The sequence below is a fragment of the Anaerotignum propionicum DSM 1682 genome, from assembly GCF_001561955.1.
Classification (GTDB): Bacteria; Bacillota; Clostridia; order Lachnospirales; family Anaerotignaceae; genus Chakrabartyella; species Chakrabartyella propionicum.
In genome coordinates, this window is record NZ_CP014223.1 from 996,236 (window position 1) to 1,021,955 (window position 25,720).

The following is a 25,720-nucleotide window of genomic DNA, read 5'->3' on the forward strand; positions in this document are numbered from 1 at the left end:
ACATAAAGCTTAATTTTTGCTATAATTTTATCATTAAGGAAGGTGGATGTACTATGGATCAGAGAAAAATAGGGGGATTTATAGCTGTGTTAAGAAATGAAAAAGGAATGACTCAAGCGGAGTTGGGTGATAGGATTGGAGTCACAAATAAAACAATTTCTCGTTGGGAAAATGGAAATTATATGCCTGACATATCAGTCATTCCCATGTTATGCGCTGAATTAGGAATCAGTGCCAATGAGCTGCTTTACGCTGAACGCTTAATGGATTCAGAATTTAAAGAAAAGGCCGATGGTCATTTAATGGAAACGCTGAATCATATCAAGAATTTTAAACATGAAAAATCTTGTATCGATTTTTTAACCGGTGCTGGTACAGGTATTGTCCTTTCGTGCATGTACTCGCCGTATTCAACTAAAAGAACAATAGTTTTATTCATAGGCGTTGTTATGATTGCCTTTGGTTGGTATAAAAAAGCAAAATATGATAAGAAAATATTTCAGTATTTAGGGGATGGAAAAGATGATTGAATGAAAATCTTCGAGTTTATCTTGGGGTTCAAAATATATCCCAAAAGAAGGGTTATTTTTGACCCTTTGAATTAAAATAGGGAAGTTGACGAATTGCCAAAAAGTTGCATTTTACTTGAGTTCAAAACATAGCAGATACCAACACACCTTCATATAATAGAATTAGACAAGTAACTTTGTTTATTTATGGAATAGTTGAATGGAGGTTCCGTTATGAATAACTTTTTATATGGTTTGACTGGAGACATTGTCACTCCCTTAGATCCCATTTATAGTGAAGCAAGGCAAGGCTTTAATACGGCAATTCAGCAGTTTCCTCTAATTATTGTATATTGCGCAACAAAAATTGATGTTTCAAATGCAGTCATTTGGTCTAGAAGGCATTGTGTGCCAATTCGTATACGCAGTGGAGGACATAATTATGAAGGGTATTCCAATGGTGATTGCACTTTAGTGATTGATATAAGCCAAATGAATGACATGCGTATTGATGAAGGCTTAAATGAGCTAATTGTTCAAGGTGGGGTAACCAATAAGCTGGTATATGAATTTGTAGCATCCAAGGGATATCCTTTTCCGGGGGGTACTTGCCCCACCGTTGGCGTAAGTGGATATGCACTGGGAGGAGGCTGGGGACTTTCTTGCCGAAATTTTGGCTTGGGTTGTGACAGTTTGAAGGAAATTGAGCTAATTAATTATGAAGGTATCACTATCAAAGCCAACCGTGAAAATCATTGTGATCTTTTCTGGGCCTGTCGTGGGGCAGGCGGGGGTAATTTTGGTGTAATCGTATCCATGACCTTCAATTTACCTCCAAAGGTAAGAAATGTGACGCTGATTGAGATAGATTATTTAAATGTCCGTGAGCAAGAGCAGGAAGAATTTCTTTATTTATGGCAAGAATGGTTAAAAACTGCAGATAAACGGATTACTTTAATTGGTAGGGTTTATCATTCTTCTGCTGATGGCTTGGGTATGCTGATTAGGGGAATATTTTATGGCTCGGCGGAGGCTGCAATGGAAATGATGGCTGATTTTCTTGCCCTTGATAATGCAGAATATAATATTGAATCTATGACTTTTCTTGAGGCGGTCACAATAATTGGAAGTGTCTACCCGCCCTCAGAAAAATTCCAATCAGCAAGTCGTTTTGCTTTCAGGGATTTTACATCAAATGAAAGAACGGAACTTGTGGATTTAATAAGGAAGCGTTCCCCCGGGTCAGTATTTGCAGGAATTTCACTGTATGCATTAGGGGGCAGAGTATCGGAAATTGAAACTGATGATACTGCCTTTTACTATCGTAATGCAAAATATATAATGTGGCTTGAAACAGTCTGGGAGAACCCCATATACTCCAAAGAGAATAGAGAATGGATTGCCAATCGGTTCCCTTATCTTGAGGCAATCACAATAGGATCCTATGTAAATTTTCCATATAAAGAATTATATGACTATTTGCAGGAGTATTATGGAACCCATGTAAGAGAATTGAAAAAAATTAAAAAGAAATATGACCCTAAAAATATTTTTACCTTTCCTCAAAGTATAGGAAGGACAGATTGTTGTAATGATTGCCCCCGTTACCAATTAAAGGACCATATGGAAGGCGAAATAAACGAAATGAGGGAGGAAAATTATAGGGGTTTTCGATATGTTACAAAAAGATAAGATGTAGTACACATCTTTGGACTCAAAAAAATATTCTTTCGGAAAGACTATAATTTTTTATAATTCATTCAAAAGCATCGAGACAAAAATTTCGGTGCTTTTCCTTTTCTCAGGTGTGTTTTTCTCCGTTTCATCTATATAATAAGGGAGATTCATAAATCATTGTGCTTATTTTGTTTTTTACGTGCCAATTAAAGCTTGGAGATGGACATAATCACGATTATAATTGCTTGAGGCAAAATACCTTGTAAAAGATAATTTTAAAGACTACAATAAGAGAGTAAGATCATAATTTAGGTCTCGAAGAAAACAGTAGGTATCGTTCTGGTGGAAGTGTTTTTTGTAACACTTCTTCTTAATATAATTATATTTTTGCAGAGAGGAAAAAGACATGATAGAGGAATTGACGACAGTTTTGGTTGTTGAAGATAACAGCTTTAGCTGGGAATTCTTTAAGGCTGTTTTATCTGGTTTGGGGATAGTGTCAGAGGTTGCAAGGGATGGTTTAGAGGCAATTTATATGCTTGAGAAAAAAACATTTGGACTGGTTTTTATGGATTGCCAAATGCCGAATATGGATGGATATGAAGCAACAAGTAAAATCCGCTCTATGGGAAATACCTTTTATTCAATACCCATTATTGGAGTATCTGCCACGGTAACAGACGAAATACGGGTAAGGTGTTTTCGTAGTGGAATGAATGATGTGATTGAAAAACCCGTTGATGTTGACCTTCTAAAAGATATGATAGATAGATATTTACCAAATCAGGAAATTGGAAGAGTGAATCAAAATGCAGCTAATTTGGATGGGCAAATTAATTTTGACGATGCTGTTTCATTACTTTGTAAGGAAATGAAAATTTCTATAGGGGAGGCTACTAATTTATTAGAAGATTTTTTTCGAATTAGCAAGCAGCTCATTTTAAAGATAGAAAATGCAAGTACAAATGGAAATCAAGCAGATGTAGCTAAATATGCCCATCAAATAAAAGGAATGGCTTCCATGATGCGTCTAAGGAAAATCCAAGCAATAGCAGATAAGTTAGAAAAGGGCGGCACTCAAATGACATGGGAATTGAATCAGTTGAAAAAGGTATTGTTTGCGTATGTAATTGATGAAATTGAGGGGTTTTCGTTGTGATTAAAATACTTATTGTGGATGATATGGTTATTTTGCGCGAATGTCTAAAATTAGTGATAGGTCAAAATACGGAACTTGAGGTTGTTGGCTGTGCAGGTGATGGAAGAGAGGCCATTGATTTGTGTCTGAAATTAAAGCCTGATGTCATCCTAATGGATTTGAATATGCCTGTATTCTCTGGGCATGATGCCATAATGGAAATAAAGAAATTAGAACCAAGTACAAAAATCCTCGTTTTATCTGTGGAAGACGACGAAAAAAATATAGCAACTGCTTTTAAAAATGGGGCAGATGGATATGTTTCTAAAGACATTGTTCCCGAAGAACTTTTTGCAGTAATTAAAAAAGCTTTTGCAGGAGAGCGGTATATACAAGAATTTGCATTTTATATAAAAAGAGAATGGATTGCATCAACAATCTGTATTGGTACAGAGCAAAAATTTTCTGTGGAGCTGACGGAGAGACAAAAAGAGGTCTTAGACTTAGTGGTACAAGGTATGACAAATGAAGAAATAGGAGATACAATTGGAATGTCAGCCGGAAGGGCAAGAAATATTGTGGCAGAGCTGATTTCTAAATTTATGGTGAAAAATCGTACACAGCTTGCGGTTATGGCTGCTACGACCCAAATGAGTCCGGAGAGGAAATAACCTGAGAGGTTTGTGATGCATTCTCAGTGTTTTCCTGTTCAAAGGGGGCTTTTCCATTATTAGATGCAGAGGTATAAATTTAAAAAAGAACAGAAAGACATATTTTTGCTTGACAGAATAGAAAGGGCATGTTATTATATGATTCCTTGATGAACAGCTTGGTATTTTAAATATTTTTTGGGCAGTAAGATTTTTATCCATATGATGAAAAAATGCGACAAAAAAGTTTAAAAAAATTGAAAAAAGTATTTGACAAGATTGAATAAATCTGATAAGATAGACTTCGCTGCTGAAACAGCGACTTGATCCTTGAAAACTAAACAGTAGAGATACAAACACACAACCCATAGTCAATTCAGCTTTTCCGCTTAGCGGAGAAAGCAAAAGAAGACAAAGAGTTTGCCGATTTCGAAAAAATCGGAAAGTAGCCAGACATGAGACTGGCAGGACAAAACTTTAATATAAGAGTTTGATCCTGGCTCAGGATGAACGCTGGCGGCGTGCTTAACACATGCAAGTCGAGCGGAAATATGCAATCGGAGAGCTTCGGCAGGAAGATTACATATTTTAGCGGCGGACGGGTGAGTAACGTGTGGGCAACCTGCCCTGTACTGTGGAATAATCACTGGAAACGGTGACTAATACCGCATGTCATTGCGAGAGGGCATCCTCTTGCAAGAAAAGGATTTATTCGGTACAGGATGGGCCCGCATCTGATTAGCTAGTTGGTGAGATAACAGCCCACCAAGGCAACGATCAGTAGCCGACCTGAGAGGGTGATCGGCCACATTGGGACTGAGACACGGCCCAAACTCCTACGGGAGGCAGCAGTGGGGAATATTGCACAATGGGCGAAAGCCTGATGCAGCAACGCCGCGTGAAGGAAGAAGGGTTTCGGCTCGTAAACTTCTATCAACAGGGACGAAAAAAATGACGGTACCTGAATAAGAAGCCCCGGCTAACTACGTGCCAGCAGCCGCGGTAATACGTAGGGGGCAAGCGTTATCCGGAATTACTGGGTGTAAAGGGAGAGTAGGCGGCATGGTAAGTTAGATGTGAAAGCCCGAGGCTTAACCTCGGGATTGCATTTAAAACTATCAAGCTAGAGTACAGGAGAGGTAAGTGGAATTCCTAGTGTAGCGGTGAAATGCGTAGATATTAGGAAGAACACCAGTGGCGAAGGCGACTTACTGGACTGAAACTGACGCTGAGGCTCGAAAGCGTGGGGAGCGAACAGGATTAGATACCCTGGTAGTCCACGCCGTAAACGATGAGTGCTAGGTGTCGGGGGGGAACCCTCGGTGCCGCAGCTAACGCAATAAGCACTCCACCTGGGGAGTACGATCGCAAGATTGAAACTCAAAGGAATTGACGGGGGCCCGCACAAGCGGTGGAGCATGTGGTTTAATTCGAAGCAACGCGAAGAACCTTACCAAGGCTTGACATCCCTCTGACCGGTGTAGAGATACACCTTCTCTTCGGAGCAGAGGTGACAGGTGGTGCATGGTTGTCGTCAGCTCGTGTCGTGAGATGTTGGGTTAAGTCCCGCAACGAGCGCAACCCCTATTCTTAGTAGCCATCATTCAGTTGGGCACTCTAGGGAGACTGCCGTGGATAACACGGAGGAAGGTGGGGATGACGTCAAATCATCATGCCCCTTATGTCTTGGGCTACACACGTGCTACAATGGCTGGTAACAAAGTGACGCAAAACGGCGACGTCGAGCAAATCACAAAAACCCAGTCCCAGTTCGGATTGTAGTCTGCAACTCGACTACATGAAGCTGGAATCGCTAGTAATCGCGAATCAGAATGTCGCGGTGAATACGTTCCCGGGCCTTGTACACACCGCCCGTCACACCATGGGAGTTGGAAGCACCCGAAGTCGGTGACCTGACCGTAAGGAAGGAGCCGCCGAAGGTGAAGCCAGCGACTGGGGTGAAGTCGTAACAAGGTAGCCGTATCGGAAGGTGCGGCTGGATCACCTCCTTTCTATGGAGTATTGGTTGTTAATGTATACTACTGTTTGGTTTTGAAGGATCAAACCTTCAATGCTGCACCTTGAAAACTGAATACAAGAAAAAAGAGTCAATCGAGAAAAAGTAAAATTTTTTTAGAAATAAAAGTAATAAACGTTGGCAGACGATGCCAACAAAACCGTAGTATCGCTACTACGAAACATTCCAAAGAACAAGCTATTGTTTTGAATTTATTCAAAGCAAAAAACTGGTCAAGCAAGAAAGAGCACAAGGAGAATGCCTTGGCACTAGGAGCCGATGAAAGACGTGATAAGCTGCGATAAGCTTCGGGGAGGCGCAAATAGCCATCGATCCGGAGATTTCTGAATGGGGAAACCTACTTGAGCAAACCTCAAGTATCCATACGTAAATACATAGCGTATGGAAGGGAACGCTGTGAACTGAAACATCTAAGTAGCAGCAGGAGGAGAAAGAAAACTCGATTTCCTAAGTAGCGGCGAGCGAAAGGGAAAGAGGCCAAACCGAAGGACCTAGTTCTTCGGGGTTGCGGACTGTATAAGGTATTGGCAAGAGATAGTCGAACTGTTTTGGGAAAGCAGACCAAAGACGGTGAAAGTCCAGTAGACGAAATTTTGAGCCAGCTGACAGAATCCAGAGTACCACGGGACACGAGAAACCCTGTGGGAAGCCGGGGGGACCACCCCCCAAGCCTAAATACTCCCTAGTGACCGATAGTGAAGCAGTACTGTGAAGGAAAGGTGAAAAGAACCCCGGGAGGGGAGTGAAAGAGAACCTGAAACCTTGTGCTTACAAACAGTCAGAGGGCTTTGTGCCTGATGGCGTACTTTTTGTAGAACGGTCCGGCGAGTTACTAATGCTAGCAAGGTTAAGTGGTCAGAAGCCACGGAGCCGAAGGGAAACCAAGTCTGAATAGGGCGTATAGTTAGTATTAGTAGACCCGAAACCGGGTGACCTATCCATGTCCAGGTTGAAGGAGCCGTAAAAGGCTTTGGAGGACCGAACACACATCTGTTGAAAAAGGTGGTGATGAGGTGTGGATAGCGGAGAAATTCCAATCGAACTCGGAGATAGCTGGTTCTCCTCGAAATAGCTTTAGGGCTAGCCTCGAGAGGAGTCTAACGGAGGTAAAGCACTGAACTGACGCGGGGCCCAAAAAGGTTACCAACTCATATCAAACTAAGAATGCCGTAGAGATACCCTCGGGAGTCAGTCTGCGTGAGATAAGTCGCGTGGACAAAAGGGAAAGAGCCCAGACCGACAGCTAAGGTCCCAAAGTACGTGTTAAGTGGAAAAGGATGTGGGATTTCATAGACAACTAGGATGTTGGCTTAGAAGCAGCCACTCATTTAAAGAGTGCGTAATAGCTCACTAGTCGAGAAAACCTGCGCCGAAAATGTAACGGGGCTAAAACACGTCACCGAAGCTACGGATTTCCTACGAAGAGTAGGAAGTGGTAGAGGAGCATCCTGCAAGGACGAAGCCAAAGTGAAAACAATGGTGGACGAAACAGGAGAGAGAATGCCGGAATGAGTAGCGAGATACATGTGAGAAACATGTAGGCCGAATATCTAAGGTTTCCTGAGTAAAGCTAATCTTCTCAGGGTTAGTCGGGGCCTAAGGCGAGGACGAAAGTCGTAGTCGATGGACAACAGGTTGATATTCCTGTACTACGTATAATCAGAACTGTGGGGACGCAGGAGGATAGGAAAACCGGGGAATGGAAATACCCGGCTAAGCACAAAGTCAAGGGAGATAGGCAAATCCGTTTTCTGATGATGAAGTGCGATGGGGACTGAAAAAAAGTAGGGAAGTTTCCGAATCCACACTGCCAAGAAAAGCCGCTATTGTATTATACGTACCCGTACCGTAAACCGACACAGGTAGATGAGGAGAAAATCCACAGGCCGACGGGAGAAGTGTTGTTAAGGAACTCGGCAAAATAACCCCGTAACTTAGGGATAAGGGGAGCCACGAAAGTGGCCGCAGAAAAGAGGCTCAAGCGACTGTTTAGCAAAAACATAGGTCTATGCGAAACCGTAAGGTGATGTATATGGGCTGACACCTGCCCGGTGCTGGAAGGTTAAGAGGAGAGGTTAGCGTAAGCGAAGCTTTGAATTCAAGCCCCAGTAAACGGCGGCCGTAACTATAACGGTCCTAAGGTAGCGAAATTCCTTGTCAGGTAAGTTCTGACCCGCACGAAAGGTGTAACGATTTGAGCACTGTCTCGACAACACGCCCGGTGAAATTGAAGAACCAGTGAAGATACTGGTTACCCGCAACAGGACGGAAAGACCCCATGGAGCTTTACTGCAGCTTGATACTGGGATTCGATGATATATGTACAGGATAGGAGGGAGGCTATGAAGCCAGGACGCTAGTCTTGGTGGAGCCGCCGGTGGGATACCTCTCTTATGTCATTGGATTTCTAACCCATGTCCATTATCTGGATAGGGGACAATGTCAGGCGGGCAGTTTGACTGGGGCGGTCGCCTCCTAAAAGGTAACGGAGGCGCTCGAAGGTCACCTCAGAATGATTGGAAACCATTCAAAGAGTGTAAAGGCAAAAGGTGGCTTGACTGCGACAGCGACGGCTGGAGCAGGTACGAAAGTAGGACTTAGTGATCCGGTGGTAATAAGTGGGAATGCCATCGCTCAACGGATAAAAGCTACCCTGGGGATAACAGGCTTATCTCCCCCAAGAGTTCACATCGACGGGGAGGTTTGGCACCTCGATGTCGGCTCATCGCATCCTGGGGCTGAAGTAGGTCCCAAGGGTTGGGCTGTTCGCCCATTAAAGCGGTACGCGAGCTGGGTTCAGAACGTCGTGAGACAGTTCGGTCCCTATCCGTTGTGGGCGCTGGAAATTTGAGAGGAGCTGTCCTTAGTACGAGAGGACCGGGATGGACGTACCTCTGGTGTACCGGTTGCAGACCAACTGCACAGCCGGGTAGCTATGTATGGAACGGATAAACGCTGAAGGCATCTAAGCGTGAAGCCGCCCTCAAGATAAGATTTCCCATTCTTCGGAAGTAAGGTCCCTTGAAGATAACGAGGTAGATAGGTTGGAGGTGTAAGCATGGTAACATGTTCAGCTGACCAATACTAATAGACCGAGGGCTTGACCAATAAATCGATTGATAAAGGCGAGGTAATTTCTTTTCCTAACGGAAAAGACCGCTATATTTCCTTCGCATCAATCACCTCTTCACACCTTAGGTGTCTGGTCGGTGATTGGTAAACGCTTAGGAAAGCACTAATATTCTTGTATTCAGTTTTGAAGGTGTAGAGATACATCTGATAGGACAAAGAGGAAGCGAGAGCTTGCCAAAGTCCTTGATATTTCTGGTGATGATGCGCTTAGGGGACACACCCGTTCCCATTCCGAACACGTCGGTTAAGACCTAAGCGGTCGATGATACTTGGTGGGAAGCTGCCTGGGAAAGTAGATGGTTGCCAGATTTCAATTTCGAAAAGAACTGCTGAGGCAGTTCTTTTTTTATGTTAAAATTTATGTATAATCATCAAGACAAAAATACATAAAAATCTGACAAGCAGTTGCAAATATGAAAAAATTCTCTATTTATGACTTTAAGGAGAAAATTAATAATCTACAGTTTTTTAATAAGTTGCATTTAACAAATCATTTGAAAGTTGAAGTTATAATCAAATTACAGTATAATAAATTGATTATAAATAAATAAAAAGTATTATACAAAGAGAAATACTTTCAAAAAATACTATTTTAAGGATACATTTGGAGGTGCACAGTGCTTGAGGATATGAGAAGAGAATTAAAAGAACTTTCGGGTAAAATGGAGCGGAAAAATAAAATTGAGTCGATGTTAGTCAGCTTAAAACAGGAAGAGATTGAACTTACAGAAAAGGAACATGAACTACGTTCCATTTTCAACAAGGAGAACAATGATGTGGAGCGGTTGGAGAAAACGACGGCTACTTCAATTTTTTACTCAATATTAGGAAAGAAAGAGATACAGTTAGAAAAAGAGTTGCAGGAGGCTATGGCAGCAAAACTAAAATATGATGCAGTTGTTAGTCAGAAAGAGCATTGCTGTAGTCGCGAGAAAATTCTCATAAAAGAACAACAAGAGTTGAATGGCTGTGATCATAGGTATCAACATGTATTTGGTGAAATACAAGTTTTATTGCATAACAATCCTCAATATGCAGAGAAGCTATGTTACTTGGAACGTCAGCTTGGTGAAGTAACAAACCAGCTTGAAGAAATAGTCGAAGCCGTTGCGGTAGGCAATGCATGTATTAAAGAAATTAAAAGTATTGAAGAAAGTCTTAGTAATGCGGAAGGTTGGGGAACCTGGGATCTTATGGGTGGCGGGATGATTTCTGCTATGGCAAAGCATTCTGAACTAGACAAAGCCCAAACCAGTGCAGAGCATTTACAAGTATTACTTAGCACTTTTCGTACTGAATTAGCAGATGTTAAAATATATGAAAATATGGAACAAGTAAATATTGATGGTTTCTTGCGTTTTGCTGATTATTTTTTCGATGGATTGATTGCGGATTGGAGTGTACTTTCACGCATTCATGATAGCCAAAGGAGTGTATCACAAGTAGAAAATCAGATTTCATTGGCTTTAGCACAATTGGAGACCATTCATAAAAGACATGAAGGGGAAAAGGTATCGCTGGAAAAGCAGATTGCCCAATTGGTATATCAGGCATAATACAGAAGAGTTTGTTTTCAAAATGGTATCGGTGGAATAACAATAACCTTCGTTGAAGCAATCTCTAATTCCCTTGCGAAGGACGGAATATTAGGTATTCAATGGTGAATGCTTTTCAGTAAAAGGGGGGAGGACTCTCCTTATTCGGGACGCTCAGGCACAAAACACTTGCAATTTCCTTGGGGAATAGAATGAATCCAGTCATCACTCAGCCATAAACCTCCTACTAACCCATGAAGGAGAATAATATTCTTTTCTCCATTTCTATAGATACGATAAAAGTTTTTGATTGTTTTAAATTGTTATTCCGAAATTAGTCACCTTTCTAAAAGTTGATTTCATTAACGTGATATAAATAATATTAGACATGAATGTAAGTGTTGTTTTTGAGAATACAAACAAAAAACGTTTACTAAATTGATAAAAAACAGGCTGAGTTTTTGAAAATAAACTCAGCCTGCAATTATTTTGAATTAATTAAATTTTCATTTTAATTTGCTTTTGCAATTCTCTCATTTTTTGATGGGCATAGAAAGCAAGAAGGGCAATTGCAATAAGAATTCCCCCCATAATTATTCGGTAGAGACTAGAGCCTGTGGGAAAGTCAACAACATAAGTATATCCAAAATAAAGCACACAAAGCACGAGGACAGTGCGATGGAATTTGAATTTATTATATTGTGAGGTAAGCTCTGCAAGTAATTCATTTGTCTGATCCATTGTGGCTCCTTTTTTGATTATGTGTCAAGGTATCTGTGTTTCAGCTAAAAACATTTTTACACCTTGAGGTGTGCGTTTTTTATTTGCCGTAAAAAACACAAGGGCATCTAATATGATACTTGTGTAGATATGAGATTCGGCGCCAAATACAGATGTTGAAGAGGACTCAATGGTGCTAGCCAAAGCGTAATCTGCATGTTTTTTTAAAGGGCTTGTTGTAATATCGGTGACAGCAACGGTGGCTACCCCTTTTTTTCTGGCCAATTCAAAGGCTCGTACCACATTCTTTGATCCACCGCTATGGGAAACGCCAATGACAATATCACCATATCGGGCTAAGTTAATATTAGCAAGCTCCAACTCATCAGAAATAGAGGTTGTAGTAGCAATCCCTATGCGGCCTAAACGAAAAGAAAATTCCAGAATAGAGGGAATGGTATTTCCTGAGGCAATGACATGAACTGTATTTGCAGAGGCAATTAAGTCCACACATTTCCAAAAGGTTTTTTGGTCTAGCATATTTCCGATATGCAGCATGTTTTGGGCTGATGCTTGAAAAAATTCATTTAGATTACTTAGCGGTGAATTTCTGGAAAGTTGCTGTTCTTGATCTAAACTATGAATGAGCATAACTTTAAGCTGATAAAAGCCTTTATAACCTAATTTTTTGCTCATGCGTACCACAGTGGCCTCGCTGGTGCAGCTTTCTTTTGCAATTCCTACCACATTTAGTGTCTGTATTCTATCAACATTTTCCAATAAAAAAGTAGCAACTTTTTTTTCTGTGGAAGAAAGACTGTCCATATTGAGTTTAATATTTTCATACGCTGAGTCCACTAAATGCATTATTCTAATCTCCTATATATCTATTTATAATAATTTCGTGAAAGGGTTTTCTATATCTACTGCCTCCACCGAGGGGTTTTCGGAAATCAAATGCTCAATTTCTTCTATTCTGCAATTACCTTCCATAGGGCCTTTTTTAGAAACGGCCAAAGCACCTGCAGCATTTCCGTATTTTGATGCCGTCTTAATATCAACACCGTTACAATACAAAGCCAAAAAAGTTCCGTCAAAGCAGTCTCCCGCACCGGTAGGATCCACTTCAATTGTAGGGAATGTTCCTACTTGGAAAGCTTCACTTCTTGTGTAAACATCTGTACCTCTGGAACCATCTTTTATTACTATAATTCTATCCTTTTTCTTTAATAATTCCAATAGATTTTTTTGGTACGCTCCAAATAATTTTACAAGCTCGCTTTTTCCTGTCAAAAGAAAATCGCAAGATTCTAGAATTTCATTGAAATAATTTGAGGTTTCTCCAGTTAAAAGTTCGGGACGAATATTAGGATCAAAGCTGATTTTTACATTGTGTTTTTTTGCAGTGCGTATGGCCTTCATAATTGCAGCACTCATAGATGGACTTCCTGTCACTGAACAGCCCATAATATGCAGTATTTTAGAATTCTTAATCAGTGCGTCATCAATATCATGGGGTCCAAGTTCACCACAAGCAGCGTGTTTAAAATGAAAGATAAATCTTCTGCTGCCATCCGTGGCATATGTTACAAAGGCATTTCCCGTAGTATTGTCTGATGTTTCAATGATGTTTGAGATGTCCACTCCGGAGGATTCAAGTCTATTCTTATTTAGCAAACCAAAGTCGTCTTTTCCTACTTTTGCCACAATCGTTGTTTTTGCGCCCATTTTCGCAGCCTGATCAATTGCAATGGCTGGCGCACCGCTGGGAAAAGGACCTAAAAGTGTACCGCCCAGTTCAAAAAAATTCTGATTCTTTTTTTCTGCGAGTATTTCTGCCAGAATTTCACCAATTGTTATAATATCGTACATATACATACCTCCAAAAACAAAATAAATATGCATAAAAATGAATAAATATAAATAAAAAATTCAACCTCTGTGCATTGTTTAGTTTTAGTATAATATATAAAAATTTGCAGGTCAATAACATAATTTTTAATATTTTTTCACGATAGTGTTATAAAAGATTAAAAAGCTTTAAAACACAAAACAATTATTATTTTGAAAAAAATTTCTGATTTTTGATGAAATTCAATCTAATTTTTTTATTGTTTCTTAAAATTCACAATAATTTATCACAACATGAAAAAAATTTCATAAAATCAAGTTATTGTGCTAAATTACTTAAAACCAAAACAGGAAATTGTAGGAGTATACAAAATTGGTCAATGTGCTGTAAAATCATTGACTTACTTTAAATAAATTGCTATTATTTTCGTATGTCCAAGGTGCATAATTACAAAGGGAAATTTTGCATAAAATCAGGGCAAATATTCAATGCAAAAAGGAGAGAGGTTTATGAAGAAGTTTTTAAGTGTATTACTTAGTGCAACATTGGTACTTGGATTGACTGCTTGCGGTTCCAAACCTGCCGCAGAAAAACCTGCAGAAGGAGATTCTGCGAAAAAGGAATTAACATTGGGCTTCATTGTTGGTTCCAGAGAACATGTTTTCTACAATTTAATTGAAGAAGGCATTATGACTGCATCTAAAGATTTGGGCTTTAAAGCAATTGTACTTGATGGTGAATTGGACAGTAACGTAACTTCTGACCACATTAACAATTTAGTCGCACAGGGTGTTGATGCAATTGCCCTTTCTTGCAACGATCCCGGTGGCACAACACCTGCTATGGAAGCTGCGGACAAAGAAGGCATTCCTGTATTTACATTTGACTGCACCAGCGATGTTACCGATGTTGTAAAATGCTTTGTTGGTACTGACAACGTTGAAGGTGGCAGACTTGGCGGACAAGAAACAGTAAGACTTGCAGAGGCTGGCAAAACAGTTGGTATCATTAACTTTGACGAACCTCAATCTTGTATCGATCGTCGTACAGGCTGGGAAGAAGTTGTAAAGGCTTCAGACAAAAAATTAAACATTATTGATATTGGTAACTACGAAGGCGATGCTGCAAAGGCTGAACAGTTAATGTCTGATGCTTTGTCTGCAAATAAGAATGACATCGCAGTTGTTTTCGCAGTTGGTGATCCTGCTGCAACAGGCGCTTTGGCTGCAATCAAGGCTGCTGGTGCAGATACAAAAATCATCGGTTTCGATGGTAACCCTGAAGCAAAAGCAGCCATTTTGGATGCTGAAAATGGAAAATATTGGGTATCTGAAATTTCTCAGAATCCTATCGAAATCGGAAAGCAGATTTCTCAGAACATGGTTGATTATTTAAACAATGGCTCCGTTGCTGAATCAAAAATTATGATCGCTCCTTACATCATTACAGCAGAAAACGCAGCGAAATAATAGTTCTAAATTGAATGGATGGCTTTAAGATGAGTTGTTTCAACTCATCTTAAAGTTTATTATAAGCAAATTTTTAGTAAGGAAGGTAGATACGATGAATCCGTGTTTGCAAGTGAAAAATATTTCAAAAAGATTTCTAGGTGTCAAGGCCCTTACAGACGTGTCTATTGATTTTCATTCAGGAGAGATGCATTGTCTTTTGGGAGAGAATGGTGCGGGAAAATCCACATTGATTAAAATCATTTCCGGTGTTTATGATGCTACCGAAGGAGAAGTCATTTTTAATGGCCAAAAGGTAAGCTTTCAGAACCCTCGTCAAGCATTGGATGCAGGCATTTCTGTAATCCATCAGGAGCTGAGTATCGCAAACGATTTAACAGTAGCGGAAAATATCTTCTTAGGTGCAGAACAAAGGCAGGGTTTTAAAATGCTTTTGGATAGAAAACGAATGAATAAAGAAGCCCAAGAAATTTTGGACTTTATGAAGGTAGATATTCAAGCGACTCAAATCGCTAGGGAACTAACAGCGGCACAACAGCAAATGGTTGAAATAGCCAAGGTAATGACGAAAAAGGCAAAAGTCGTTATTATGGATGAACCTACTTCTTCATTATCAGGGCATGAAATTAATGCGTTGTTTGAACAGATAAAAATACTAAAGAAACAGAATGTGGCCATTATTTATATCACCCATCGACTGAAAGAAATGTTTGAGATGGGAGATCGGGTTACGGTTTTAAGAGACGGTTGTAAGGTAGAAACGTTTAACATTGCTGATGTAACGGAAAAGGAATTGGTTGCCAGCATGGTAGGGCGGGAAATTCAGGATTATTACAACAGACAAGAACATACTGCAAAAGAAGAATTACTTAGAGTTGAGGGACTTACAGGTAAAAAAGGTGAATTCAAAAATGTTAGTTTTCGAGCATGTGCTGGAGAAATTATTGGTTTCGCCGGCCTAGTGGGAGCTGGTCGAACGGAGGTAATGGAGGCAATCTTTGGGGCAAGAGATTATTCTTCTGGGAAAATTTTTGTTTCCGGCAAAGAAGTGGTCTTTAGAAATCCCATTGAAGCAATCAATGCACATATTGGCCTTGTTACCGAGGATAGACGCCGCACAGGTTTAATGCTAAATGCTATGATAAAAAACAACATTGTTTTGCCAAGTCTTTCAAAAAACAGTAAAAAGTTTGGCTTTTTAGATTTAAAGTGGGAAAAGGAAGTAAGTGAAGATTACGTTGATAAGCTGAAGGTTAGAACACCCGGAATCAATACAGTGATAGCTAACCTATCTGGAGGAAATCAGCAAAAGGTTATTTTGGCAAAGTGGTTATTAGCTAATTCTAAAATTTTAATTTTAGATGAACCCACCAGAGGCATTGATGTGAATGCAAAGTCTGAATTTTATGCACTGATGAATGCCTTTGTGGCTAATGGCGGTTGCATCATTATGGTGTCTTCGGAATTGCCCGAAGTTTTAGGCAATAGTGATCGAATTATTGTTATGAGAGAAGGCGAAATCGCAGGAGAATTGCATTATAAAGACGCGACAGAGCAAAATGTGATTGAACTTGCAAGTTTAAATAGTAAAAATACTTAAGAATAGTTATTGAGAGGTATAATGATATGGAAAAATTGAAAGCATGGCTAAAGAAAAACATGGTTATTGTGTTTTTGATCGGTTTGTGTATTGGGTTTGGCGTGACGACAGACACTTTTTTCACAACGAAAAATGTTATGAACCTAACCTCACAGATGGCTATTAATGCCCTTTTGGCAACCGGTCTTACTTATGTAATTATCCTTGGGGGAATCGATATTTCCGTTGGTTCAGTAGCGGCTCTTGCAGGGGTATTTTCCGCAATGGTTGGGTTGATGTTTCCGAATATGTCTGTATTCTTGTCCATTATAATCCTGATTGTATCTTCATTGATTATAGGCGGCATCTGCGGCTTCTTCAATGGTATTATGATTACGAAGTTTAAAGTAGTGCCTATGATTACAACATTGGCTACGATGACGATTGCCAGAGGTGTAACATATATTGTTACAGGCGGAACAGCTGTCTTTGGTTTGCCTACCCAATTTTCATGGCTGGGAGCAGGCCGCTTATTGGTGACTGATTCTCACCCCAATGGTATTATTCCGATTATAACATTATTTACAATTATCGTTGTGGCCCTGATGCATATTTTGCTTTCCAAAACTGTGTTTGGCAGACATGTGTATGCAACCGGGTCTAATTTGCAGGTGGCGCACCTAAGTGGTATTAATACAAACAGAGTTATTTTGAAATCCCATATTTTGTGTTCCATAATGGCGGCATTGGGCGGTGTATTGGTTGCTTCTAAGCTGCAAAATGGACAACCCGGTGCATGTGAAGGCTACGAAATGTATGCCATTGCTTCAACGGTTCTGGGTGGTACCAGTCTTTCCGGTGGCAGTGGTTCTGTTGGTCGTGCAATGTTTGGTGTTGCCATCATTGCAGTTATTAACAATGGTATGAATTTATTATCTATCTCTTCCTATTGGCAGAAGGTAGTAATCGGTAGTATTATCTTATTGGCGGTTATTTTTGATATGTCACAAAAGAAAAAGGCATAAGGCTTGGAAAAAGGTGTATGATGAGATATTATTTGATTTTAGATATAGGTGGAACAAAGACATCAGGTGCATTGTTTACAGAAGACGGAAAAATTGTAGATGACTATGTACATGTGGCGCCCTCAAAGACTTTCTTAGGGGAAGAGGCGGTATATCAAAATACCAAGGATGTATTGTTGCATATTATAAATCATTTTTCTCTTAAGAAAGAAGAAATTTTAGGGATAGGCGTGGGAAGTCCGGGACCTTTGGACGCAGAAAAGGGTGTTATAATTCATGCTCCATTGATGGGTTGGCACAATTTTCCTATTGTAGAACGATTGGAAGCAGATTTTGGAATGAAGGTTATGTTAGACAATGACGGCAATCTGGGTGCACTTGCCGAGGTGCGAATGGGTGTCGCAATGGGATTGAAAAATGTAATCTATATGACTGTAAGCACTGGTTGTGGCGGTGGTATTGTTGTGAATGGTGAAGTGTATCGCGGCAGTTCCAGTGGTGCAGGAGAGGTTGGACATATGTCTATTATGCCGGAAGGTTTGAAATGTCCTTGTGGCAGCGTGGGTTGTTTTGAGCTGTACGCCTCGGGTACTGCAATCAATCATCGCCTTAAGGAGGATATGAAAAAAGGTATCCAAAGCGAGGCTTTCGAATTGGCAGAATTTAAGACGGAAAACTTAAACGGAAAGGTGCTAAATGAAGCGGCAGAGCTTGGAGATGCATATGCCCTTGAAGTTTATTGCAAAGAGGGTTATTATCTAGGAATAGGAATTGCAAATCAATTTAACTTCTTTAACCCCGATACCATCGTATTAGGCGGTGGCGTTACAAAGGCAAAGAAATTTTTCCATGAAGCTTTGATGGAAACCTTAAAAGAACGTTGTATTCAACCAATCAGTGATAGCTCAGTCAGATATTCTGTGATGAACGACAGAGTTGTGCTTTATGGTGCTTATTGCTTGATTAAAGAATACACAGATAAAAAACAATGAGATAGGAGTGTTTATTTATGGGAGATGTGAAAATGAGAGGTTTAGTGACTTTAAAAGAAATTTTAGAGAATACAAGAAAAGAAGGCTATGCAGTTGGCAGTTTCAATTTCAATGGTTATGAAGATGCACAGGGAATTATTAATGGTGCGGCAGAAAAAAATTCACCGGTGATTTTAATGGCATCTATGGGTGCTTGCAAATATATTGGTTTGCATCAAACAGTTGGGATGATTAAAGGGATGGCGGCTTCTGTAGATATTCCCGTTTGCCTGCATTTAGACCATGCAACAGACATGGATTATATTAAAGAAGCAATCAAGGCAGGGTTTTCCTCTGTTATGATTGATGCTTCCGCAGAGGACTATGAAATAAACATTCAAAAATCAAAAGAAATTGTTGAGTTTGCTAAGGATTATCATTGCTCCGTAGAAGCTGAGTTAGGCAAAGTTGGCGGTAAGGAAGAAAATATCGTAGTTTCCGATGAAAAGGCAACCTTTACCCAGCCTTCCGATGTTCCTCGTTTCGTTGAAGAAACAGGCATTGATGCTTTGGCAATTGCATTTGGTTCCGTTCATGGCTTCTACAAAAGCGAGCCTAAGTTGGATTTTGAGCGTTTGGCTGAGATTGCAAAAATTACAGATTGTCCTTTGGTTCTCCACGGTGGTACCGGCATCCCTGTAGAAGACTTCAAAAAATGCGTTGTATCAGGAATTAGCAAAATCAACGTTGGAACAGAGTTTAAGAAGACTTTCACTGATACAATCAGAAAAATGTGCAATGACCTTCCTGAAAAAGAGGTTGACCCTAGAAAGTATATGGGACCTGTTAAGGATGCTTGCGCAGAAGTTGTAAAGGGAAAAATCGACGTGTTTGGCAGTGCAAATAAAGCCTGATAAAGAGGGAATACCAATGAATATTGCTGTAATTACCAGCGGCGGGGATTCATCGGGAATGAATCCGTGTCTTGCTCAAATTGTAAAATACGCAACACATCAGGGGCATGTAATTTACGGATACAAACGTGGATTTTTAGGTATCCGTGATAATGATTATACGGTGCTTCGCCCCTGTGATGTACAGGATTGGCATAAAAAAGGTGGTACAGAGCTTCGCACCGGGAGATTTCCTGAACTGAAAGAACAGGAAAATCAAGAGCTTCTAATTTCCCAATTAACCAAAAATAATATAGATGCACTGATAGTTTTGGGCGGAGACGGAAGCTTTAAGGGTGCCAGAGCTTTAAGCAGCTTAAATCCGAAAATGAATATTGTTGGGGTGCCTTGTACCATTGATAATAACATTTACGGCAGTGAATATACGTTAGGATATGACACAGCATTGAACAAACAGGTGGATTATCTGGATGGTATCAGCGATACCGGAATGGCTTTGCCGGGAAGAGTCTTTTTTGTGGAGACTTTGGGTGCATGGGACGGTTACTTAACCCACAGCTCCGTATTGATGGGAATGGCAGATTTTAGTGTTCTGGTTGAAAAACCCATGACAAATGAAGAGATTTCCCGGGAAATCGTTAAAATACGAGAGAGCGGGGATAAGGACTATGTTGTGGTTATGTTTGCCGAGGGAGACAGCCAGAATACCATCACCAGAATGGTGGATGCTGCAAATTATGTGAAAAACACATTGGGGTTAAACGTAAAATGTAATCTTGTTGGATTTCAGCAACGAGGAGGCGTACCCACTGCCACAGACCGATTGAGAGCTGCTGGTTTTGCTAAATATGCGGTTGATGCGGTGGTAAAAGGCATTCAAAATGTGTATGTGGTTTACGCTGACGGAAAATATCAATATATGGATGTTGAACAGGCCTTTCAACGAAAGGTATTTGACGAGTTCGAGATTAAATAATAAAGGTTTGGTGTGCCATGGAAAATATATTGAAGGAAAAGGTAAAAGGAGAGGGCAATACCCGAGGAATTGCATCTTACTGCACAGCCAATGCACTGGTGATAGAGGCTTTGCTGTATCATGCGAAGGAAACACAGCAGCCTGTTCTGATTGAAGCAACAGCCAATCAAGTGAATCAGTACGGCGGATACACAGGAATGACCCCTCAAAATTTTGCTGATTTTGTGTTTCATATTGCAGACCAAATGGATTGTAGCAGAAATCTAATCTATCTAGGAGGGGACCATTTGGGTCCCCTTACTTTTCGCAATCTTCCAGAAGAGGAAGCTATGGAAAAGGCAAAGGTATTGGTTAGAGAGTATGTGAAGGCTGGTTTTACCAAAATCCATTTGGATACCAGTATGAAGCTGGAAAGTGATGCAAAGAATCAACCCCTTAGCACAAAAATTGTTGCCAAACGTGGTGCTGCGTTGTATCAAGTTTGTATGGAGACCCTTAGCCAAATTGATAGTAAGGTACAACCTGTTTTTATCATAGGCAGTGAGGTTCCCATACCAGGGGGGGCAACGGAGGCGGAAGAAGGGATATCTGTAACAAAGGTGATAGATTTCATTGATACTGTAGAGACGTATCAAAGAGTTTTTGATGAGTATGGGCTATTAGACACATGGGAAAACATCGTGGCTGTGGTGGTTCAGCCTGGTGTGGAGTTTGGTGATTCCCAAGTCTTTCCTTATGATCGGGACGAAGCAAAGGATTTGTGCGACAGCTTAAAGGCATATCCTTCCTTGGTTTTTGAGGGACACTCTACAGATTATCAGACAAAAGAAAATTTAAGAGAAATGGTAGAAGATGGGGTTGCAATTTTGAAAGTAGGACCCGCTTTAACATTCAGATTAAGAGAAGCTTTGTTTTCTCTCAGTTTTATGGAAAAAGAATTAATACCAAGAGAAAAATGTGCTTGTTTTATAGAAGTTCTGGAAGAGGTTATGCTGGCCCAGCCGGAAAATTGGATTCACCATTATCACGGAACAGATGAAGAGATAGCCTTGGCTAGAAAATACAGTTATTCAGACCGTTGTAGATATTATTTATCAAACGCTCAGGTTCAAAAGGCCATAGATCAGCTGTTCCATAACTTTGATAAAATTACAATACCCCTGAACTTAATGCATCAATATATGCCCAATCAATATGAAAAGGTTATACGTGGTGAATTGAAAAATGAAGCCCGATTGCTGGTATATGACGCTGTTTTGGAGGTAGTGGCTACTTACGAATATGCAATAAAAAGATAGAAAGTCATTATTTTTCATTGATAAATAAAATAACGAGAATTCCCCAGTAAGTTTCGAAGACATTACTGGGGAATTTTTATATGAAAGATGGACGTAAAATTAAGAAGGAAAGAATGTAAGAGTTTGTAAATGTACCTATTCAACTGACATGGTTGGAAGTATCACTCGTCTGGAACATCTGGCAGAACGTATGGATAAGGCGAAAACTGATGAGGAAATAACCTGCTTAGTCTAAACCAGTAGCTTTCAGACGCCAAGGAAAAAATGGAAAAACCGTTCCCAGACGAAGAGCGGCTACTGGAACTGCAAAAAAGGTGAGCTTGACCTTGCACTGGAGTTTAAGAGTGATGGTGAGGATATGAGGTCTATACCTGTGAAAAGGAAGATGATTTCGAAAAAATGGAACGATAGGAAGTACGAGCGAGATACATGAAGTAACAGCATATTTCAGTATGCTTTTACTTCAAAAAAATTTCTTGACTGGTCACGCACTAACTGATATGATAATTACATTCTTTGAGAATGTAATGGGAGGAGGTTTTATTTTGGGACGGAACAAATACCCCGAAGAAACGGTAGAAAAAATATTGGAAGTATCGCTAAAACTGTTTTTGGAAAAAGGCTATGACAATGTAATAATTAGAGACATTGCAAATGAATTAGGTGGACTGACAAAAGGTGCAGTCTATCATCACTTTAAATCTAAAGAAGAAATTTTATCAGCATTGAATAAAAGTATATTTGAAAAAAATAATCCTTTTATTCAAGCAAGGAAAGACACAGAACTTAATGGACTGCAAAAGATAAAAAAGGTATTAAAACTATCACTTTTAGACGCTGATAAGCAGGCAATGGATATAGCATCTCTGCCACTTATAAAAAATCCCCGTTTTTTAGCCAATGTTTTAGACAATCAAATAAATGTTGTTGCCCCTTTATTGGCAGAAATGATTGAGGAAGGCATTGAGGACGGTTCTATCCAAACGGAATGTCCAAAACAACTTTCCGAGCTATTTGTTTTAATGACGAATTTATGGCTTACACCGACTGTTTTTCCTACGAATAAAGACGAAATAATGGATAAAATTGTACTTGTTAAAGAAGTGTTTGATAACCTTGGATTGCCTGTTTTTGATGAAGAAATCACCTTGCTTTGCAATGAAGTTGCGAATGAATTCAAAAATAATACTGTCTAATAGATAGTATTATTTTTTACCCATTTACATTCTAGGAGAATGTAAAATAAATTTGGAGGTTAACGATGAACAGTACGATAGTTATTGCAGCAAATGGACTGCAAAAGAATTTTAGACAGCATGAAGTGCTATCCAATTTTAACTTAAATATTCCCAAAGGGAATATCTATGGGCTATTAGGCGAAAATGGTTCAGGAAAAACTACGTTCATGAAAATCCTACTCGGCTTATTAAAACCATCAGGGGGCGAAGCATATGTATGCGGTAACATTGTAACCGAGCATGACAAGAGCTATTTATCAAAGGTAGGCAGTCTAATTGAAATTCCAGCGTTTTATGATTGGCTTACTGTAGGTGAAAATCTATCTTTGCATTGTGATTATCTAAAGAAAAACTATGATAAAATACCAGAAATACTGAATATTGTGGGCATTCCTGGAACAGAAAATAATAAAATAAGCGAACTATCCCTTGGCATGAAACAGCGTTTGGCGATTGGACGTGCCCTGTTGGGTGAGCCGGAGATATTGATTTTAGATGAGCCAATCAATGGCGTTGACCCAAAGGGCATTATTGAAATCAGGAACCTGTTATTGCAGTTGAAACAAGAACAGAAGCTGACGATTCTTTTAAGCAGTCACATTATCAGCGAGCTTGAGAAAATAGCTGATATTATTGGGGTTATGCACAATGGTAAAATTGTTTCTGAAATTCCCAAAGAAACCTTTGCAAAAGTTGATTTTGATTTTGAGAAACAATTCCTTATTTTAACACAAGATTAGAACGGAGGATAGGTAAATGAGTATAAAAAGGCTTATTCAAATCGAATATAAAAAAATGAAATTGAACCGTTTTTGGAAACAGGTTTCGGTTGCCAATGTCGTTATCATCTTATTGACGCTGATTACAAAATTTACGTTTTCAGCGTCGGGCACCTCTAGTTCCGCACTTAGTACCGTCAGCATTATTGATACTTTTGTAAAATCTGTATTTATTGTGTGGCAGGCGGTTTTGATTGCAATGATCATTGTAGACGAGTTCAAAAGCAAAACTGCACTCCTGCTTTTCAGCTATCCGATTGAGCGAAAACGAATTTTGACAAGTAAGCTGATCTTGACTGTCATTTTGACGTTTAGCGGAATGCTGATAACAATGATATTTGTCAATGTCATTGCATTCAGTTTAAGTACGATACTTCCATTTGTCGATTACCATGTTTCAATAAATGACATTATTTTATTGGGAGTGACTACCATCACATCTATTTGTATGGGAATGGCTCCGTTATTTATTGGTATGCAAAATAAATCCACTATAACAACCGTAGTAAGTTCGATTGCTATTGTCAGTTTAACTGTGGGTTCAGGCATTGGTGATGGTTCTAGAATGATAAATATTTTACCAGTTTCTATTGCGTTGGGGAGTATTGGAATTATTTTGGCTTATATTGCAATTAAAAAAATTAGCACAGATGACACTATTTTTTAGGAGGAAAGAAAATGAACAATCAAATTAAACAGATTTTATCCAGCATATCCGCTGAAACTATCCTAGTTGGTACTATATTGAGTATAGTATTAGGCATCATTCTTATATTTGTGGGTTTTTTCGTTAAGTATAAGAAAAAGGATCAATCATGGTGGATTATTCTGGTTTTGCTCGGTGCTGTTACGATTGCATCAAAAATTATTCAGATATTTTATCACTAACACACTACCATGAAAAAGAGCAAATTATTTCATTTGAATTTTACGTTACTTGTTTTAGGGCAAGTAAGCTCATTGTTCGGCAATTTCATATTAAAGTTTGCATTGTATATGTATGTTTTAGAGGCCGTAGGTTCAGCAACAATATTTGCAGGTATTTTAGCAATGGCAACATTTCCAACGATCTTACTTTCGGTGTTAGGCGGTATTCTTGCAGATAGAGCGAACAGAAAAATCATTATGGTAGCATTAGATACCCTAACAGGCATATCCATTTTAGGTGCAACCCTCTTATTTTCTGGAAGCAATGGTATTGTTGTAATAGGTGTACTACTAATACTGCTTTCTATTTGGGGGGCCTTTGAGTCGCCAACTGTTCAAGCGTGTGTACCTCAAATGCAATCAGGTGATAACATTATCAAAGGGAATGCTATTGTAAATCAAGTAGCTGCGGTGGCGGCTCTGATTGCCCCCCAATACTTGGAAGCGTATTATATGTCACGTTCGGCTTAAAACCTGTCATGTATGCAAGTATTATTTGTTTCTTTATTACTGCTTTATTTGAGTGTTTTATTAAGTTGGAATATAAACGGTCTGATATGCACAAAGGAATTTTGCATACTGTAAAATATGATTTTTACATAAGTATACGTTTCATTTGTAAGGAACAACCGAATATTTTGAAAGTGTTGCTTTTAGCTACATTGGTTAATTTCTTTGTAATAGGTACTGTTATGGTTGGATTGCCTTATATCGTGCGTACCATTCTGGACTGAACGCAGGGTATTACGGTGCGGCAGAAAGTATGTTAGGTGTTGCTGCAATTATTGGAAGTATTGCCGCCGGGCTTCTTACAGGAAAATTAAAAATGGATATATTACCTATTATACTTGCAATTCTTGGAGCATTTTTAGTTCCAGCAGGTATCATTTTTCTTCTTCCAACAGATACAATTATACGATATATAATTAATATTATAGCCTCTTGTGGTATACAAATGACAGCTTGTATTTTTTCCATATTTGCACTTTCTTACATTCAGCAAAGGACACCAAATTCATTGATAGGAAAAGTCATGTCTTATATATCTACAATTACCATGTGTGCCCAACCGATAGGGCAAACCCTTTATGGGCTGTTTTTTGACAGCTTTACAGACAGCGTATACCTTGTTCTTATTCCAACAGGAATTATTGTTTGTGTAATTGGATTATCTGCAAGAGGATTGTTTAGAAAACTAGATAGCTAATCGTGTAACGAAGTGAGAGCCTTTGCATCAGAGTGAAGATGTAAAGGCTCTATTTCAAGATTAGTTAGATTTGCTCGGCATATTTT

21 protein-coding genes and 3 rRNA genes are annotated in these 25,720 nt (G+C 39.5%); 21 read left to right on the forward strand and 3 right to left on the reverse strand.

Going from position 1 to position 25,720, the window contains the following annotated elements; genetic code table 11:
* The first annotated feature begins 53 nt into the window (after positions 1 to 53).
* The 8 genes from CPRO_RS04765 (at position 54) to CPRO_RS04800 (ending at position 10,700) form a co-directional block, all read left to right on the forward strand.
* Entirely contained in the window at positions 54 to 530 is a 477-nt protein-coding gene (locus CPRO_RS04765) for a helix-turn-helix domain-containing protein (protein ID WP_066048472.1), read from the forward strand.
* 213 nt (positions 531 to 743) lie between these two features.
* A complete protein-coding gene (locus tag CPRO_RS04770; RefSeq protein WP_066048474.1) occupies positions 744 to 2,201 on the forward strand; it encodes an FAD-binding oxidoreductase in 1,458 nt (485 codons plus the stop codon).
* Between the two features lie 391 nt (positions 2,202 to 2,592).
* Positions 2,593 to 3,345 (forward strand): response regulator, encoded by a 753-nt coding sequence (locus CPRO_RS04775; RefSeq protein ID WP_066048477.1) that lies wholly within the window; start codon positions 2,593 to 2,595, stop codon positions 3,343 to 3,345.
* Positions 3,342 to 3,995: a response regulator gene (locus CPRO_RS04780; protein WP_066048480.1), complete on the forward strand. Its 654-nt coding sequence runs from the start codon at positions 3,342 to 3,344 to the stop codon at positions 3,993 to 3,995. Before CPRO_RS04775 ends, CPRO_RS04780 begins: the two co-directional genes overlap by 4 nt.
* Before the next feature lie 457 nt (positions 3,996 to 4,452).
* A 16S ribosomal RNA gene (locus CPRO_RS04785) occupies positions 4,453 to 5,986 on the forward strand.
* 236 nt (positions 5,987 to 6,222) lie between these two features.
* Positions 6,223 to 9,120 (forward strand): 23S ribosomal RNA (locus tag CPRO_RS04790).
* Between the two features lie 215 nt (positions 9,121 to 9,335).
* Positions 9,336 to 9,453 (forward strand): 5S ribosomal RNA (gene rrf, locus CPRO_RS04795).
* Together the 16S, 23S and 5S rRNA genes form the textbook arrangement of a ribosomal RNA operon.
* 308 nt (positions 9,454 to 9,761) lie before the next feature.
* Positions 9,762 to 10,700, forward strand: coding sequence for a hypothetical protein (locus CPRO_RS04800; protein WP_082754227.1), 939 nt, complete (start codon positions 9,762 to 9,764; stop codon positions 10,698 to 10,700).
* Positions 10,701 to 11,177: 477 nt separating this feature from the next.
* Here CPRO_RS04800 and CPRO_RS04805 read toward each other — a convergent pair whose 3' ends face one another.
* From CPRO_RS04805 to CPRO_RS04815, 3 genes are read right to left on the reverse strand one after another with little or no spacing between them, the layout of a single operon-like run.
* Entirely contained in the window at positions 11,178 to 11,420 is a 243-nt protein-coding gene (locus CPRO_RS04805; RefSeq protein ID WP_066048482.1) for a hypothetical protein, read from the reverse strand.
* Positions 11,421 to 11,444: 24 nt separating this feature from the next.
* Positions 11,445 to 12,266: a MurR/RpiR family transcriptional regulator gene (locus CPRO_RS04810; protein ID WP_066048485.1), complete on the reverse strand. Its 822-nt coding sequence runs from the start codon at positions 12,264 to 12,266 to the stop codon at positions 11,445 to 11,447.
* 24 nt (positions 12,267 to 12,290) lie between these two features.
* Positions 12,291 to 13,271, reverse strand: a complete 981-nt coding sequence (locus tag CPRO_RS04815; protein WP_066048487.1) for a sugar kinase — start codon at positions 13,269 to 13,271, stop codon at positions 12,291 to 12,293.
* Positions 13,272 to 13,760: 489 nt separating this feature from the next.
* Here CPRO_RS04815 and CPRO_RS04820 point away from each other — a divergent pair, with 489 nt between their 5' ends.
* The 13 genes from CPRO_RS04820 (at position 13,761) to CPRO_RS15715 (ending at position 25,634) form a co-directional block, all read left to right on the forward strand.
* Positions 13,761 to 14,720 (forward strand): substrate-binding domain-containing protein, encoded by a 960-nt coding sequence (locus CPRO_RS04820; protein ID WP_066048490.1) that lies wholly within the window; start codon positions 13,761 to 13,763, stop codon positions 14,718 to 14,720.
* A gap of 94 nt (positions 14,721 to 14,814) precedes the next feature.
* Positions 14,815 to 16,320 carry a sugar ABC transporter ATP-binding protein gene (locus CPRO_RS04825; protein WP_066048492.1) on the forward strand — a complete coding sequence of 502 codons (1,506 nt, stop codon included), beginning with the start codon at positions 14,815 to 14,817 and terminating at the stop codon, positions 16,318 to 16,320.
* Positions 16,321 to 16,346: 26 nt separating this feature from the next.
* On the forward strand, positions 16,347 to 17,324 hold the full coding sequence (locus tag CPRO_RS04830; RefSeq protein ID WP_066048494.1) for an ABC transporter permease: 978 nt from the start codon (positions 16,347 to 16,349) through the stop codon (positions 17,322 to 17,324).
* A gap of 17 nt (positions 17,325 to 17,341) precedes the next feature.
* Positions 17,342 to 18,316 carry an ROK family protein gene (locus CPRO_RS04835; protein ID WP_066048497.1) on the forward strand — a complete coding sequence of 325 codons (975 nt, stop codon included), beginning with the start codon at positions 17,342 to 17,344 and terminating at the stop codon, positions 18,314 to 18,316.
* Between the two features lie 17 nt (positions 18,317 to 18,333).
* On the forward strand, positions 18,334 to 19,209 hold the full coding sequence (locus CPRO_RS04840; protein ID WP_236782385.1) for a class II fructose-bisphosphate aldolase: 876 nt from the start codon (positions 18,334 to 18,336) through the stop codon (positions 19,207 to 19,209).
* A 16-nt stretch (positions 19,210 to 19,225) separates the two neighbouring features.
* Entirely contained in the window at positions 19,226 to 20,185 is a 960-nt protein-coding gene (locus CPRO_RS04845; protein ID WP_066048499.1) for a 6-phosphofructokinase, read from the forward strand.
* Between the two features lie 17 nt (positions 20,186 to 20,202).
* On the forward strand, positions 20,203 to 21,483 hold the full coding sequence (locus CPRO_RS04850; protein ID WP_066048502.1) for a class II D-tagatose-bisphosphate aldolase, non-catalytic subunit: 1,281 nt from the start codon (positions 20,203 to 20,205) through the stop codon (positions 21,481 to 21,483).
* Between the two features lie 452 nt (positions 21,484 to 21,935).
* Positions 21,936 to 22,679 (forward strand): TetR/AcrR family transcriptional regulator, encoded by a 744-nt coding sequence (locus tag CPRO_RS04855; RefSeq protein WP_236782386.1) that lies wholly within the window; start codon positions 21,936 to 21,938, stop codon positions 22,677 to 22,679.
* Positions 22,680 to 22,744: 65 nt separating this feature from the next.
* Positions 22,745 to 23,461 carry an ABC transporter ATP-binding protein gene (locus CPRO_RS04860; RefSeq protein ID WP_066048506.1) on the forward strand — a complete coding sequence of 239 codons (717 nt, stop codon included), beginning with the start codon at positions 22,745 to 22,747 and terminating at the stop codon, positions 23,459 to 23,461.
* A gap of 16 nt (positions 23,462 to 23,477) precedes the next feature.
* Positions 23,478 to 24,167 (forward strand): ABC transporter permease, encoded by a 690-nt coding sequence (locus CPRO_RS04865; RefSeq protein WP_066048509.1) that lies wholly within the window; start codon positions 23,478 to 23,480, stop codon positions 24,165 to 24,167.
* A gap of 11 nt (positions 24,168 to 24,178) precedes the next feature.
* Entirely contained in the window at positions 24,179 to 24,388 is a 210-nt protein-coding gene (locus CPRO_RS04870) for a hypothetical protein (protein ID WP_066048512.1), read from the forward strand.
* A 33-nt stretch (positions 24,389 to 24,421) separates the two neighbouring features.
* The gene (locus tag CPRO_RS15710; protein ID WP_236782387.1) at positions 24,422 to 24,898 is read left to right on the forward strand and encodes an MFS transporter; all 477 of its coding nucleotides are present in this window, start codon (positions 24,422 to 24,424) and stop codon (positions 24,896 to 24,898) included.
* A gap of 292 nt (positions 24,899 to 25,190) precedes the next feature.
* Positions 25,191 to 25,634 (forward strand): MFS transporter, encoded by a 444-nt coding sequence (locus CPRO_RS15715; RefSeq protein WP_236782388.1) that lies wholly within the window; start codon positions 25,191 to 25,193, stop codon positions 25,632 to 25,634.
* The last annotated feature ends 86 nt before the right edge of the window (positions 25,635 to 25,720 follow it).